This window comes from Microcoleus sp. A6-C6 (genome assembly GCF_036705955.1).
Classification (GTDB): domain Bacteria; phylum Cyanobacteriota; class Cyanobacteriia; order Cyanobacteriales; family Microcoleaceae; genus Microcoleus.
Map to the genome: position 1 here is coordinate 27,210 of NZ_JAUBVR010000015.1, position 12,235 is coordinate 39,444.

The following is a 12,235-nucleotide window of genomic DNA, read 5'->3' on the forward strand; positions in this document are numbered from 1 at the left end:
TGTTTGATCAAAATCTTTCTCCTCACTCATACGTCACAGTTTATGTTTGTTGGTTCAGTAATTTTTCTTTTAACTCTTGACATTCTTTGGCTAGCGGGATGCCTAGTTCTGTGGATATGGATAAAGCGCGATCGCAATACTCAAGCGCTAGAGTGCGATCGCCCAACCTCAGATAAAGTTCTGCTTGGGTTGCTTGCACGATGGCTAAATGTTGCTGATTGTATGCGATCACTTTATCGTAGTCTTCCAAAGCACAGTAAACTTTACCTAAATGAATTAAAGCATACCCCTCTTCTTGGCGATTTTGGAGTTCCTGCATAACGGCTAAAGACTCTTGGAGCAAATTAAGAGCTTGGGGATAATTTCCTATAGAGAAGTAAGCATTTCCTAAATTTCCTAGCGCTTTTCCCTCATCAAGGCGATTGTCAATTTCACGAAAAATGGTCAAACTCTGCTGGTGATACTTAATCCCTTGAAGATAGTTGCCTCCAAAACGACACGCATTTCCCAAATTTCCCAGTACAATTCCTTCACCGTTGCGATCGCCTATCTCTTGAGCAACTACCAACGATTGCTGATAAAATTGAATTGCGTGTTCAATTTGTTCTAAATTAAAGTAAGCTAAGCCCAACTTACGTAAATAGGTAGCTTGACTCCAGCGATCGCCCATTTCTTGTGTAATTTCTAACCCTTGCTGATAAAACTGAGTTGCTTGGTTGTAATCTCCTAAATAACAATAAGCATCGGCGAGATTTGACACAGACATACTCTCGCCTCGGCGATGTCCTATCATCCGTTGAAGCTGCAACGATTGCTCATTGAACTGAATTGCCCGCTGGTATTCTCCCAAATGGAGGTAAGCAACACCTAGATCCAAAAGTGAATCCGCTTCACCTTGGCGATCGCTTATCTCTCGTGTAATCTTCAGTCGCCTCTGATGAAGTTCAATTGCTTGTTGAACTTGCCCCAAACAGCGGTAAGCATTAGCCAAATTGCCTAAAGAATTTGCTTCACCCCAGCGATCCTCTCTTTCGCGTCTAATCTCTAATGACTGCTGATGGCATTCAATCGCTTGCTGGTGCTGCCCCAATGAATTGTAAGCAGCTCCCAGATTCACAAGAGATATAGCTTCAAACGAGCGATCGCCACTCTCTCGCGCAATCTCCAATGCTTGTTCCAGTAGTAGAATTGCCTCCTGAATTTGCCTTAAAGAACGGTAAACGTTACCCAAAGCACATAGAGAATAACCCTCACTAGGGCGATCGCCAATTTCTCGCGTAATTTCCAATGCTTGTTGATATAACTGAATCGCCTGTTGAACTTCTCCTAGACAGTAGCAAACATTGCCAATATTATGCAGAGAATCAGCCTCAAATGAGCGATCGCCAACTTCCCTGTTAATCTCCCGTGCCTGTTGAAAAAATTCAAGAGCTTGTTCATGTTGCCCTAGTTGTTGATAAGCACCACCAATCTCAGTCAGGAAAGAACGGTCAAGGCTTGGGGAAATTTTATTTAAAAGGGCTTTATTTAATTCAATCACTTCACGATAATATCCCCAAATGCCCAGTTGATTATGCAGTTCGGCTTTAGCGGGTGTATTAATTATCATGTAGAAAATAGTACCTGCTGCTATCCATTCTTCTATTTCACAAAGATGATGAAAAGCCTCCAGATATCCCCGTACCTTTTCTAATTGGGAAGCATCCGACTTAGGTTTGTAATTTGTGAGCCAGTTTATTGAGGCTCTGTAGTGAGTACGCTTCCAAAGTGGTTTAATAAATTTGACAGATGCTAAATTAACACTTAAAACAATTTTTTCACCAGATGGTGTATCGCTAGCCAACACAACTGAGTTTTCAGGTGCTATGAAGTTACTCATCATTTTCGCCCAATTGCTTTAAGTGTTCAAGTGCTACACTGCGAATTAAATTGTGCTGTCGCAAGTGTACCTCATCGTCAATTAATTCTTCTTCTACCAAAAAGCGATCGCGCAACGCATCCAAAGCTAACTCTTGCTTCTCCTCATCACAATCCCAATCTTCCAAATGACTCAGCCAAAACTCCTCCCGTACTCTACAGCGATACACAGAAGCTTCGCAAAGCAATCGATAAGCATTCAAAACATCTTTTTTCAATCTCTCAAACGTCTTTTCCAGCCGGAATCGCACATTTTTTCGCAGTTCGCGAGTATATCGATCGAGTCGCCAGTCGTCATCTGCTGATGCGGTTATTCCTTTGGTCTTAGCTTCCTCAATTGCCTTCTCCACTTCTTCAATTTCATGCCCGTATTTATTCCAATAACCCGCCACGTTGCCATAAAAAGGCTGACTGCCAATTTCCCCAGCAATCACCCGCAAAGCCAATGGATGCCCTTCATAAGCAGCCCCGATTCGTTCTAAATAAGGTTTGTTTGGTGAATCTATTTCAACCTCTAGTCCAGTTTTATCGAACAAGTCTAACTGTTCTGATGCTGTCAGTCCCCTCAATTCTTGACGATACCAGAAATTTTTATAACGGGCCGGAATTTGCTCTGGCAAATCCTGCGATGTTACGATGATCCGACTTTGGCAAGATTCTACTGCCAAAACACTCTCAAAAAATCTTGCCCACAACTCATCCTGAAAACCATTCCAGCCTGCTTCTTCATTTCCTTTTAAAATCAGTTCCAGAGAATCTATCACCACCAAATACCGATTTTCTCGCAATCGCTTGACCAATCGATTCAGCAAATGCTGTGTATCTTTGCGGTCATCTGGCGTAATGCGTTCTCCCCACTTTTCCAACCATCGAATCGCGACACTAGCAAAATCCGAAGCTTGTTGCTCGTTTTCAAAATTCTCCTGATGAAACTTACGACCATCGTCTTGCAACTCCACCGCCAATCTTTCAGCTAAAGCCGTTTTACCAATTCCCGCGATGCCTAGAAGAATTAACACGCGACATGACCCCTGAACTTTCTCTGCGAGTTCAGCAATCAGGTCTGTTCGACCTACCCAAGCATCATCAAAAGCAAAAAACTCTGCTCTCGAATCTGTCTGAGACAAGGGAGTATTATCAACAATATCTTCCCAGTTATCCACTTCTACAGCCTTGCAAATATTGACAAAAACTTCCTGATTAATAGGCTTCCGCCGCCCCCAAAACCGCTTTAAAGTTGCTTTTGAAGTTGAGGCCTCTCGATACCAGCTAAGAGCGTCTTTGTTCCAGCCTTTCTTCTTTCTTGCTCGATCGACAATTTCCAGCCCAGATTCCGATGCTCTAAGAGTAGCTGCCATGCTGATTTTTTAACCTTCATTAACCATATTTAACTTATAACATCTGCCAATTTGTGGCGCGGCTCAATTTTGGCTCAGTTTTGGAGAGCGCCAGAGGTGCGTTGAAATAGAGCCGTCAAGCCTTTGCTGTTCAACGAATATAGAGAAGGGAAGCAAGCACAGGGCACGATCTCTTGCCAATTCCAATATCCATTACGGGCTAAAAAAATGCACGATTACAAACAATTGACCTTGGCTGACGCAGCAATCACACAACTTCAAAAATTACTTTCTGAACCTTTTTGTAGCCTCGAACAGGCTGAAAAATCGCGCCTACAAATTCGCGCACTTCTGGAGTTGCAAGAATTATTTTCTAAATGGAAGTATAACTGACATCTTGCACTCGCTGCGATCGCTCCACCTACCCAAAAAGAGCGATCGCCCTCAATCAATCAACTGGGCCTCTTCAAAAATCCGTCGAGTCGTCAAATCCAAACCAGGCAATAACTCATCCGCGATCGCCATTCTATCCGTATACACCTGACTAGAACCATCAGCGAAAAAGCTTCTAATTAAGATCAATTCGGGATCTATCACCCAAACTCGCGGAACCCCTGCCGCCAAATAATCCTGCGCCTTCTCTTCAAATTCCTTCATGGTTTGATCGGGAGAGATAATCTCAATCACCAATTCAGGAATTGCAGGACAAGCTTCATTCCGCCGCCAACTTTTCGGCAGACGTTCATAGGAAATATACGTCAAATCAGGAACAGGTGCCCAATCTTTACCCAGACGCTTTAACAAAATTGCCCATTCTGGAACAACTCGCCCGCGACTTTTACACCACACACCAATCAGGCGACATAAAGCAAACTGTAAAGTCGAATGAAAATATTTAGGAGACACTTTGGGGATTGCTTCACCATCTACAAACTCATAATATACATCTCCGTCGGGCAAAGCTAGAAATTCTTCTAAACTGAGTTTGGTTCCGATGCCTACCATGACTCGTAGCCCTCTCGCTAATTAATTCAAATATCAATTATACAAAATTTCCCAATATTTCTAAAAAGAAGACCGGGCGGTTGAAACCGCGGCTATACAAACAAAACCCGCCTGCGCGGGTTGAATAATAGGCGGTGAAAATCACGTTTTACGTGATTCTCTTAAGTCCGCGGAGGCGGACATCGTTTGTGTAGACGCGGTTTCAACGGCCGTCTTATTTCGCCCAAGCCGGATGAGCCATCAACGCCGAAAACGGCTGCACTCCCCGCAACTGATTTGACAGCGGCAAATGACCCCTCGGCGCGCTCAAATCCCAAATAAACTCTTGCGGGTAGCGCGTCCAATTATTGCCCTTCTTCCAGCCAATTAGCGGCCACAACTTATCCCAATTCTTCCCCGAACTCAGCCAAATGTCACGCTGCACCGAAAAGCCAAATTTGCCTTCGGAATGAACTTTCCACAAAGTATTCATTGTTTGCAAATCTGCCACCGGCAAACTCTCAACTTGCGTAAAATATAGCCACTTTCTCACCGAAGCTGTTCCACCTGCCAATTCACAAAGCTTCTCTAATGTCAAGCGATCGGCTTCTTGAAATTCCTGTATCGCCAATAATTGTTGCAGCGGAGTGTAGTCAATGTTAGCGGACGATCGCAATTGCACAACTCCAGTCGGAAAATTCGCTTGCAAAAACTCCGTCACTCTCGCAGAGTCAGCACTATAAAGAATTTGGTAAACCTTACCCATTACCGCCGTCGGTTCCTGCGACTTGCGCTCTAATAAAAATTCCATCAATACATCCCAACCGGCGTCTGCTATGTGTTGTTGCAGCAGTTGCAGTTGAGCTTTTTCCGAACCAGACCTCAACTGAGAGCGTAGTTCGGCTGTATCGGCCGCCGAGTCTAAAGGAGAAGTAGAAATCGAGTCAGTCATGGGACACTATCAGCTATCAGCTATCAGCTATTAGCTGAAGCCCTGGTTTTCCCCCATTGTACAATGCTACTGACTCTGATTCACTTCTCTGTACTCTGATGCCTGGGCGCAAGGCCGACCTAATGCCGATCGCCCGTGCACTCCTCGCCAATGGCAGCGATCGCAAATAGCTTTACCATCTGATTTTTGCGATCGATGCCATGTCAAAGAGTTTCTTGCCGAACCTAATCGTCCACGATCGACACCCATGCAGAGAACGAAGGCGGAAAATAGTTGATGTCATATTCCGAGTCTTCCCACTCTTTCACCCACAGCGGTACAACGCCCGGGCGAGGAGTTTCTGCAAAAATCCGTTCTTTGGACTCGATCGAGTGAAATAGCTGTTTCAAAGTATCCCCCCGATCCAAAGCTTCGCTGAGGATGTCATCCAACTCAGGATCGACCCGTTTGACGCGGTTTTTGTCCTCCTCAAGCCACAAAAGCTTCAAAGACTTCAGATCCCTCGGACTGAGAATGCTCTTGTAGTACACGCGCTTCAGGGTCGCTACGGGCTCCAATGAGCGTTCGATCCGGCGAATTTGCTGAACTCGCAGGTAGTGCCATTCCGCTAAACGCTTGCTTTCCGAAGGCGGGATGGTTCCCTTCCCCGCTGCGTGTTTGTAGTCGTATTTAATCAAACTGCAAGCCATATTGGCCAGCAGGTGAATTAACTGTTTTTCTTTTGGTGTCGCCTGACGCCGTTCCTGGGTTCTTGTCAATACGCGCTGTCTGCGGGTAGTTTCGAGAATATTTTCCATTGGGTTTTTACGAGATGAAATACGATTGTGCCAGATCCGAATCCCGAACATCAGAAGATAAGGAAGTTCATAGGCGGGGAAACTCCACCGACAGACTCGCCTTACCTGTTTATTTTCCCATTCACCGTTCTGACTTCAACCCCTCGGATTAGGTAGAATGAATATTCCGAGCGAGTTTTCACCCTTGAGCCAAGGCTGTTGCGACAACAACCACAACCACAACCACAACCGCTATGAGCGAACCAGTGACAGCGCCAATTATTTCCTGCCTTTACCTGTCTTTACGTCTTCTTGCTCCCCATCCTCATTCGTTCCAGTGTAGTTAAAGTCGGGACGACTCTCCCAAGCCGTCAAACTGCTGGCTGATGAAGATTGTCGGACGATCGCAGAAGCGCCGGCACTGCCCGTATGGAAAAGGCTCATGCCACCGGTGGCAACTACTGCTAATACTAAGATGCTGTTTTTCATGTTCGATGACCCTGATTTGAGTAGATAGACACCTTTTGGCTAACCCGATCTGTCAGAAGTGGGTTGATGCAATAGCCCACTTGTCTTCTGATAAATCTGCCTGCCATAATCAATTCAGACAGGCACACCCGCTTGCGATCGGAAACGCCGGAAGTGACGTGTTACTAATGTCCACGATCATCCACCAACCAGATTTTTTTGGGTAGTGGGGCTAAGGCCATCAGGGCGTCGATCCATCAGGGAGTTATGCCATCAGGGTGCTCATCTATCGGGTAGTTAATTCATCAGGGCGCATCTTCTACAAATTAGCCACAGACTTAACTTTTATCGTTGAGCCAGTGGCTAGCAGCGCACTGACAGCGCTTTTAAGAATTAAACTTTTTGTGGATTCATCCCCAAAAGTTTGTCCTTAAAGATTCCCGCACGCGAAAGCTGGGGAAGTGTCAGCAGCATGGAATTTCATGCAATCTAAGTCAACAAAAAAAACGCAGATTAACGATATCTCCCACTCAAGCAGTCCTCAGCCAAACGCTGAGGTTTTTTATTGCTACTCATTGCTGAGCCTTTTTCTGCGGCATTCCGCAGCCGGAGGCAGAAGGTTGACGCCATTGCGGTTATGAGTTTCCCTGGCAACATCATACCATCGGGTGAATTTTAAAGTATTATTGTAAAAAAATATGAACTCAAGGGCGTTTTGGTGTTCTCAATCCGATCGAGCAAAAATTGATATCGTTATGTGAACGAGTGTAAAGAATCAAGTGTCGGAGTCCGATCGCCCGCGAAACCAGATTTGAGGTCAACAGTTGCAAAGATACGGTAAAGATTGAGCAACAGAAAGGTCAGTTAGTAGACAATAGAGAAAGATGCACAAAAATTTTCCATAATAGGAAGCTGGAAATAATAATTATTGCAATTTGTAACCTTTCGATCGCACAGTATAGGGGCGCAGGATCTTGATGAATTCGCAGATGACAGCATACGTCAACTCAACCAACCAATATCAAGTCGGAGGATATTTGCCTGCCGATGCGCCCACCTATGTCAGGCGATCGGCAGATAGCGAACTCTACGAAGGACTAAAAGCCGGACAATTCTGCTACGTGTTGAGTTCGCCACAAATGGGAAAGTCCAGCCTGCTAGTGCAAACTGCCAAAAGGTTGCAAGCAGAAGGTACAGCTTTTGTCGCCATCAATTTGAGAAGCATCAGCAGCCCAGAAATTTCCCTCGAAAAATGGTATGCCGCGATCGTGTACCGCATCGCCAGCAGCTTACGCCTCACAAATAGGTTTGATGCCCTCAAATGGTGGAACGATCGCGAAGTGCTATCACCCGTGCAGCGATTGGAGATATTCATCGAAAAAGTTCTGCTCAAGTCTCTGCGGCAAAATCTGGTAATTTTGATAGATGACATTGACAGCACCAGTAGCCTAAATTTCAGTACCAGCGATTTTTTCGCCTTGATCCGGAGTTGTTACTCCAAGCGGGCAGAGCAACCAGAATACGATCGCCTGAATTTTGTGGTTTTCGGAGTAGCAGCCCCGTCACAATTGATCCGAGATCCAAGCTGCAACCCTTTTCATATTGGACGGTCAATTAATTTAAGTCGATTGCAACTGGACGAAAGTTTTCCACTAACAAAAGGATTGGCACTCAAAGCTTTTCGCCCGCAAAAAGTGCTCCAAGAAATATTAGCTTGGACGGCCGGTCAACCTTTTTTGACTCAAAGACTGTGCCAATTGGTACTTGAATACGGGAATTTTATTGGCAGAAATTGCGAAGCCCAGCAGGTGGAACAACTGCTCAAACACAGAATTATTACAAATTGGGAAGAATGGGACGAACCCCAGCATTTGACAGCAATTCGCGATCGCCTTTTCCACAACCGCTGTGATCTCACCAGACTGTTAACGCTGTACCAGCAAATTTTGCAACCGCCCGATCCCAAAAAACCGGAACAAACGCCGGGAGTTGCTGCCGATAATGCTCCCGAAAAAATCGAATTGCAACTGTCAGGATTGGTGGTAAAAACTCACGGTAAATTAATAGTTGCCAACCTAATTTATCAATCTGTTTTCAATCAGTTTTGGGTGGAAAAAGAACTGGGAAATCTGGCTCCGTACCGCGAAGCGCTGGCAGCATGGCTGGCTTCCGATCGCGAAGATAAATCGCAGTTGTTGACCGGGAAAAGTTTGCAGTCAGCTTTGGATTGGACCGCAAACAAACAATTAAGCCAAGAACATTATTGGTTCTTGAATCCCGGGAATTTTCAAAATAAACCCACAGTCGCTGTCGCACAAGTTGTAAAAAGCAGTTCAGACAGTGGTGCAGAGAGTATTCTCACCCCGCCCTCAGATGCTGTTTTATCGGGCAGCAACGAACAGATATTGTACGATCACATCGTCTCCTGCGTGGAACAAGAATCACCCGCACAGGTGATCGAGCGCTTCCGCAAGCTATTTATCGACGGCATGGGCTATCCCGATCGCGAAATTGAAGCAACTTTGTATAATATCATCTCCGTCAAGCGATCGGATCGGGAGTTTAAATATATCCTCCACCGCTGCTGCTACATCCCGATCAACCGTTGGCAATTGCACTCACAGCACAAATTTGCGATCGCCAATCTAGTAGCTTTATTTAAGCAGACTTCTCCCCGATTCGGGATGGAATTTTACATAGTCAAGCGCTTGCAAGAACAAATAACATTCTTTACTCAAAGTGAAGAATTTCAGACTCTAGAGCGCTTAGTAAAAGCCGTAGAGCAAGAGCCGCAACCGCAGGAAAAAGATAGTCATGCTCCCTTGGGTGAATTAATTTGTCGGTATCCTTATTTGTACGGGCATTCTTTGCTGAGCAAAGGCAGCATTGAGGAAGACCACCAAACTATCAAAAAACTGGAATTTCAAAGACAGCGACAATTTGAAAAAAACTTGTCTCAATATTTAAATTATTTAGTTGAACCGAGAAATACAGAAATAGGAATTGTGCATTCGGCGCCAAATCCCACACTTTTGAATGATGCGGAACTGCACTTAGCTGTTAGAGAATTTGCCGGGAAAGTAGCAGGCGATCGCAGTTACAAAGAATCGGCTCAATATTTTCTGAGAGATGCTAGAAAAATTCCATCTTACGGCTCATTTAAAGTAGCATTATATGAATATTTAATCTCGTCGATCGAGCCAGAATATGGCGGGCGTCAATTTAACGAACGCTTGTACAAGTTCATCAAAAATATATTTCCCGAAAACGACTCGGCGAAATTAAATCATATATTGTTAGCTCGGACTTGCAACCAATTGTTCAATTTTTTGGTAGTGAAAAATCCTCAACATCCCAGCCACTATGTTTTTTACGACTTGGTATACAACCTCGGCCCCAGCCGGACAATGGGTTTACTGCTGAAAATATTACTGCTTTCGGGTAAAGTTAAACCTGAGTTGGAAAAGCGATTTTCTGTTTTGTTCAACCACTATGAAGGTAAAGCTTCTGATGAAATTATGTGGTTTGTCAAATCGTTGGAAAATTTAAATGTGGCTTTTGTGGTGAATTTTAGCAATACTGATTTGTCTTTGGTTAAAGAGCATCTTATTTTGAATTGAAAAATCAGCACAGCGATACAGAAGTATAGTTGTAGGGTGCGTCTGTTTTCAGGTTACTATCAAAAACTAGGGTTTTCCAGACTGACGCACCCTACTAATTGTGCTTATTTTGAATTAGAAAACAATGAGAGCGATACAGAAGTATAGTAGTATTCAGTCAAAAACAATATGATCAGCTATCTCAAAGGCACAGTCGCCGATATCAGCAAAGGCAGCAACCGCGTCATCTTGATTCTCGAAGTCAATGGAATTGGCTATGCAATCCAGATTTTGCCCCGTGTGACTGGTCAATTGCCAACATCCGGCGAAGTCGCCCAAATCTTTACTCACCAGCAAGTTAAGGAAGACCAAATCATATTGTATGGTTTTGGTAGCGCGGCAGAACGCGATTTGTTTCGGCAGTTGACGAGTGTTAGCGGTGTTGGTGCTCAATTGGCGATCGCACTTCTTGATACTCTAGGAATGCAAGACTTAGTACAGGCGATCGTCGGCGCTAACACCCGTGTCCTCGCCAAAACCTCCGGTGTGGGCGCAAAAACGGCTGAACGCCTTGTCCTCGAACTCAAAAACAAACTCTCGGAATGGAGACAGGAAGCAGGTTTGACAACTTCAATGGCCGCCGGAGTCCCCCCAGCTATTCAAGAAGAAGTGGAGATGGTCTTGCTGGCGATGGGATACACTGGGGCGGAAGTCTTGGATGCGCTGCAAAATCTCTGTCAAGACGATAGTTTGTCGGGTAAAGGTGCGGAAGATTGGATTCGTGAGGCGATCGGGCATTTAAGCAGATAATCACATACTACATCCAGCAACCGGGAATACACCCAGGATGGGCGGGACATCCCACAGGAAAAAAAATTGTGGGATGTCCAGCCCGTCCTAAGTCTGTTGGCAATTCAAGTCTATGCTGCTCAAAAAAATAAACTCATCCGTGCGAAAAATTTGATCCTTCACGGTTCCCCTGTGATACTATATGGGATTGTGACAATCGTACAAAAAAGCATAAAATCAATTCATGGCTCTTACACAACAACGCAAACAAGAAATCATGGGCGATTTTCAAACCCATGAAACCGACACAGGCTCAGCAGATGTCCAAGTCGCCATGCTGAGCGATCGCATCAGCAAACTCAGCGCCCACCTGAAAATCAACCAAAAAGACTTCGCCTCCCGGCGCGGTTTGATGATGATGATCAGCCGCCGCAAGCGCTTGCTAGCATACCTGCAAAAGGAAAATGTCGATCGTTACAGAGCATTAATTGCCCGTCTAGGCATTCGCGGCTAAACAGCCAAGCGAAAATTTGCGACAATATTCAAGAATCTTGGACAATCGCCAGCAGGATTTACGCACTGATCACAAATCCGTTTCAAACCGTTGATTAACCATCAGAGTTGCGTAAACCCTCGCCAAGATTTATTGAATAATTGTTCGAGATTTCAGGTTAAACAAAAAATATGTCCTCCGAACCACCCACCCAGCGCCTACCCTTTGAACCGGCCTCAAATCGGAAAAAAACCGCTAAAAAGCCCCCAGAAACCGAAGCAAAGCCAGTCACAGAAGAACCAAAACCAGACAAGCAGCCCAAAGCCACAAAAAAAACTGGCCCGCAGGCGCAATCCATCCCGGAAGCAGTCAGCAAACGCATGATCTCCCGCATAGCGGTATTCTGTGGCGCGCCGACACTCCTGGGAATTTCCACATTTTTTGTGAGTTATTTGATAGTCAGCAAAGGCCTGTTTGACTTACCCAACACAGCAGTATTGCTGGTAAGCATGGGCTGTTTTGGTTTAGGTGTACTGGGATTAAGCTACGGAGTTCTCTCGGCTTCCTGGGATGAAGACAATTCAGGAAGCACTCTGGGGTGGGAAGAATTTAATACTAATTTTGGACGGATGCGAGAAGCGTGGCGCGCGGCTAAACCCAAAAGTTAGAAGTCATTAGTCATCAGTCATTAGTCAACATTTAATAGTTCAGTGGACAAGATTGCAAAAGTCCTTTTAATCAAATTTTCGGGCGGCGTCGAAGCCCACCCCACAAGAAAAAATGATTTTTGTGGGATGGGCTTCTAGCCCGTCCTAGATATTTTTGCAATAGTTCAGTCATGGACGTATGAAGACTAAAGAAACCGGGTTTTTCACCTAATCTCAAGGCTACAACGCAGGATTTTTGTAAAAAAACCCGGT

The 12,235-nt window shown here is 45.0% G+C and carries 11 protein-coding genes; 5 read left to right on the plus strand and 6 right to left on the minus strand.

Annotated features, from left to right (window positions below):
* Positions 1-40 precede the first annotated feature (40 nt).
* Both QUB52_RS08925 and QUB52_RS08930 read right to left on the minus strand, forming a co-directional pair.
* Positions 41-1,882, minus strand: coding sequence for a tetratricopeptide repeat protein (locus QUB52_RS08925; RefSeq protein WP_332972730.1), 1,842 nt, complete (start codon positions 1,880-1,882; stop codon positions 41-43).
* Positions 1,872-3,275 (minus strand): ATP-binding protein, encoded by a 1,404-nt coding sequence (locus QUB52_RS08930; protein ID WP_332972729.1) that lies wholly within the window; start codon positions 3,273-3,275, stop codon positions 1,872-1,874. The genes QUB52_RS08925 and QUB52_RS08930 overlap by 11 nt, the downstream gene beginning before the upstream one ends.
* A gap of 123 nt (positions 3,276-3,398) precedes the next feature.
* Between QUB52_RS08930 and QUB52_RS08935 the strand changes: the two genes are divergently transcribed.
* Complete coding sequence (locus tag QUB52_RS08935) at positions 3,399-3,647, plus strand: hypothetical protein (protein ID WP_332976159.1); 249 nt, start codon at positions 3,399-3,401, stop codon at positions 3,645-3,647.
* Between the two features lie 51 nt (positions 3,648-3,698).
* Here QUB52_RS08935 and QUB52_RS08940 read toward each other — a convergent pair whose 3' ends face one another.
* The 4 genes from QUB52_RS08940 to QUB52_RS08955 form a co-directional block, all read right to left on the minus strand.
* Positions 3,699-4,259, minus strand: a complete 561-nt coding sequence (locus QUB52_RS08940; protein WP_332972727.1) for a Uma2 family endonuclease — start codon at positions 4,257-4,259, stop codon at positions 3,699-3,701.
* Positions 4,260-4,473: 214 nt separating this feature from the next.
* Positions 4,474-5,190 (minus strand): GUN4 N-terminal ARM-like repeat domain-containing protein, encoded by a 717-nt coding sequence (locus QUB52_RS08945; protein ID WP_332972726.1) that lies wholly within the window; start codon positions 5,188-5,190, stop codon positions 4,474-4,476.
* 224 nt (positions 5,191-5,414) lie between these two features.
* Entirely contained in the window at positions 5,415-5,987 is a 573-nt protein-coding gene (locus tag QUB52_RS08950) for a hypothetical protein (RefSeq protein ID WP_332966543.1), read from the minus strand.
* Positions 5,988-6,245: 258 nt separating this feature from the next.
* Positions 6,246-6,455 carry a hypothetical protein gene (locus QUB52_RS08955; RefSeq protein ID WP_332972725.1) on the minus strand — a complete coding sequence of 70 codons (210 nt, stop codon included), beginning with the start codon at positions 6,453-6,455 and terminating at the stop codon, positions 6,246-6,248.
* Positions 6,456-7,423: 968 nt separating this feature from the next.
* Here QUB52_RS08955 and QUB52_RS08960 point away from each other — a divergent pair.
* The 4 genes from QUB52_RS08960 to QUB52_RS08975 all read left to right on the plus strand — a co-directional run bounded on the left by QUB52_RS08960 (position 7,424) and on the right by QUB52_RS08975 (position 11,983).
* Complete coding sequence (locus QUB52_RS08960) at positions 7,424-10,054, plus strand: AAA-like domain-containing protein (protein ID WP_332972724.1); 2,631 nt, start codon at positions 7,424-7,426, stop codon at positions 10,052-10,054.
* Between the two features lie 168 nt (positions 10,055-10,222).
* Positions 10,223-10,843, plus strand: a complete 621-nt coding sequence (gene ruvA / locus QUB52_RS08965; protein ID WP_265234679.1) for a Holliday junction branch migration protein RuvA — start codon at positions 10,223-10,225, stop codon at positions 10,841-10,843.
* A gap of 223 nt (positions 10,844-11,066) precedes the next feature.
* Positions 11,067-11,336: a 30S ribosomal protein S15 gene (gene rpsO / locus QUB52_RS08970; protein WP_265234678.1), complete on the plus strand. Its 270-nt coding sequence runs from the start codon at positions 11,067-11,069 to the stop codon at positions 11,334-11,336.
* A 170-nt stretch (positions 11,337-11,506) separates the two neighbouring features.
* Complete coding sequence (locus QUB52_RS08975; protein ID WP_265234677.1) at positions 11,507-11,983, plus strand: PAM68 family protein; 477 nt, start codon at positions 11,507-11,509, stop codon at positions 11,981-11,983.
* Positions 11,984-12,235: the final 252 nt, after the last annotated feature.

What these genes read in the sequence shown, in the direction of transcription:
- QUB52_RS08925 (WP_332972730.1), bottom strand. Translation starts at nt 1,882, where the DNA reads ATGATGAGTAACTTCATAGCACCTGAAAACTCAGTTGTGTTGGCTAGC.
- QUB52_RS08930 (WP_332972729.1), bottom strand. Translation starts at nt 3,275, where the DNA reads ATGGCAGCTACTCTTAGAGCATCGGAATCTGGGCTGGAAATTGTCGAT.
- QUB52_RS08940 (WP_332972727.1), bottom strand. Translation starts at nt 4,259, where the DNA reads ATGGTAGGCATCGGAACCAAACTCAGTTTAGAAGAATTTCTAGCTTTG.
- QUB52_RS08945 (WP_332972726.1), bottom strand. Translation starts at nt 5,190, where the DNA reads ATGACTGACTCGATTTCTACTTCTCCTTTAGACTCGGCGGCCGATACA.
- QUB52_RS08950 (WP_332966543.1), bottom strand. Translation starts at nt 5,987, where the DNA reads ATGGAAAATATTCTCGAAACTACCCGCAGACAGCGCGTATTGACAAGA.
- QUB52_RS08955 (WP_332972725.1), bottom strand. Translation starts at nt 6,455, where the DNA reads ATGAAAAACAGCATCTTAGTATTAGCAGTAGTTGCCACCGGTGGCATG.
- QUB52_RS08960 (WP_332972724.1), top strand. Translation starts at nt 7,424, where the DNA reads ATGACAGCATACGTCAACTCAACCAACCAATATCAAGTCGGAGGATAT.
- ruvA (WP_265234679.1), top strand. Translation starts at nt 10,223, where the DNA reads ATGATCAGCTATCTCAAAGGCACAGTCGCCGATATCAGCAAAGGCAGC.
- rpsO (WP_265234678.1), top strand. Translation starts at nt 11,067, where the DNA reads ATGGCTCTTACACAACAACGCAAACAAGAAATCATGGGCGATTTTCAA.
- QUB52_RS08975 (WP_265234677.1), top strand. Translation starts at nt 11,507, where the DNA reads ATGTCCTCCGAACCACCCACCCAGCGCCTACCCTTTGAACCGGCCTCA.